The organism is Variovorax sp. P1_H2 (assembly GCF_056405295.1).
In genome coordinates this window covers 1-1956 of record NZ_JBFUCJ010000262.1, presented here as the reverse complement: position 1 = coordinate 1956, position 1956 = coordinate 1, and the positions used below count along the sequence as shown (strand labels likewise).

The following is a 1956-nucleotide window of genomic DNA, read 5'->3' as shown; positions in this document are numbered from 1 at the left end:
ACGCGCGACTTCAGGTCCGGGCCGTGGCGACGGCGGGTAGCGGGTTTGGCGATTTCCATGGTGTCCACCTAAGTTGTGAGGTGGACGCATGCTCCCGGCACCCGCGGAACGATTCAAGATGGGGTGACCAGTTGCTTACGTTCCTTCCATCAGAAGGTCAACAATCAATTCGCGATGGTCGCGAACCCCCGTCGGCAACTGCGATCTATTGGCAAGGTAGTAGTCAGCCATCATCTGCAAGGCTTCAGATTCCTTCGGCTTGCGTAGCACCGTCTTGGCGTCCGTATCGAGGACGGAATAGGAGCCGATCAGCTTGCTTGTCCTCGCCGGGACCTGCCGTTCTCCGACTTTGCCAAGAGTATTCGCGACCCAGTGCCCTCCCCAAGTATTGGTGACGGTGGTTCCCAGAGACGCACACTCCGTCTCATATCGCGCGCGCCAAGCTGCGTTGTACTCGATCGCAAGGAACACATCCTCGATKATGTGTTCGGAGTACGGCTTGGGCAGCGTCTCTAAGACGTCTCGTACAAGTGCCTTCACGCCTGCAGTCTTCATTGACCCTCCTGATCTGCTGAGTTCCGCGTTACTGCAACGGCCAAGGATCGCAAGCTAGGCCTTGGCCGCAACGGCAATGCTTCGAAGGTGAGCAATCGCTGCGCTGACGACTCGACGGTCTGCGGGAGTGTGATCATCACCGGATACAAGCTCTCCAAGCACTCCGCCGGACTGCGTCGTCGAGTTGTCGCACGATGCTCGCTCAATCAGACGAGTCCAGGTGGTAGAGAAATGGGGGATTTCGATTCCTCAAGGGCGCCTGGGAGGAGGCCTGTCATCGCCGGACTAGCGACGGGCACACACATCGTTGTATCTTGTCAGGGCGTGGAGCGGGTCATCAGCGGGCACCTTGAATCCAGGGTCGTTCGAAAGATAGCCGACCAAATAGCCGAAGGTGGCGTCCCGCAACAGATCTCCAGGAGAATGAGTTCCGGGGTCATAGACGACCGCGGCGCTAGGGTCGATGTAGCCGATGTGAATCAAGCAGGCAACGACCAACTCGGAGCAGAAGAACGGCCCGCAGTTCGTCGCGCCATTGCTCACGCTCTTCTCGAAGAAATCCTCCAACGCCTGTGTAATGCCCGCCTGATGCCGCGCCTTGTTTTTCTCGAAGCGCAGGGCATCAGCATAGTTGTACCTGGCGCCGAGCGCTTCGAGGTCTTCGACATACGCGCGGAGCTGACGAAGCCTCCCCGCATCCCAGATGTCGTCCCGCGCAAGCACGAGCACGCAGGCAGCCCCGTCCACTAGATGCTGGAGCGGTCGGATCCTCACTCCTCCGGGCCGAGCATCGGCGATCTCCGTGCTACTTAGAGCGATGGCCGCATGGGTGTACGGGCTGTCCGTTGCGGTCCGGATTCTGTTCCGTACCGCTTCGCCGATAGACCACTTTTCATCCTCTCCACCCCGACTCAAAAGCAAGTCCCCGGGACGAATGTCGTGTTGTTGCATCTTGTTCCTTTTAGTACCGGAAGTATCGCCCAAGGTTTCGCCCAAACATCCAGCTCGATGTGGCCGCAGAGCCACAAAGGGCAACACATCCGACTGGGCGCGTTTCTGAAAGCAGGCACCGCAGACGACGCCAGTCACATCACACCCCTACCAGTCCCGAAGAAACAGAACGCAAATCGCGACTTGGCCTTCCTCGCGCCGGGGGAAGGCTACAGTCGAGATTCAAATCACTGAAGACGCGGAATCGTTCCCATGCACTACTCCAACCAGTCATGACAACCAAGTTCAACTACTGGAAGCCCAAATCTGCCCCGGAGTGCGAGTTCCGCAAAGATTTTGAAGCCGCAATCACCAATGGTCTTGACGCAGCCCACGACCTTCCGAGCCTGCATTCGATAAGCCGCGAGGAGTTCATCGCGGCGACGATGGAAATGGGCTACGGCCCACAGC

General features: G+C 58.5%; 2 protein-coding genes. Both read right to left on the bottom strand.

The genetic code is table 11. The features are described from left to right. Nucleotides 1–135: 135 nt before the first annotated feature. Complete coding sequence (locus AC1D2E_RS35650) at nucleotides 136–555, bottom strand: hypothetical protein (RefSeq protein ID WP_478201766.1); 420 nt, start codon at nucleotides 553–555, stop codon at nucleotides 136–138. A gap of 285 nt (nucleotides 556–840) precedes the next feature. Then, complete coding sequence (locus AC1D2E_RS35645) at nucleotides 841–1506, bottom strand: C40 family peptidase (RefSeq protein ID WP_478201765.1); 666 nt, start codon at nucleotides 1504–1506, stop codon at nucleotides 841–843. Nucleotides 1507–1956 lie beyond the last annotated feature (450 nt).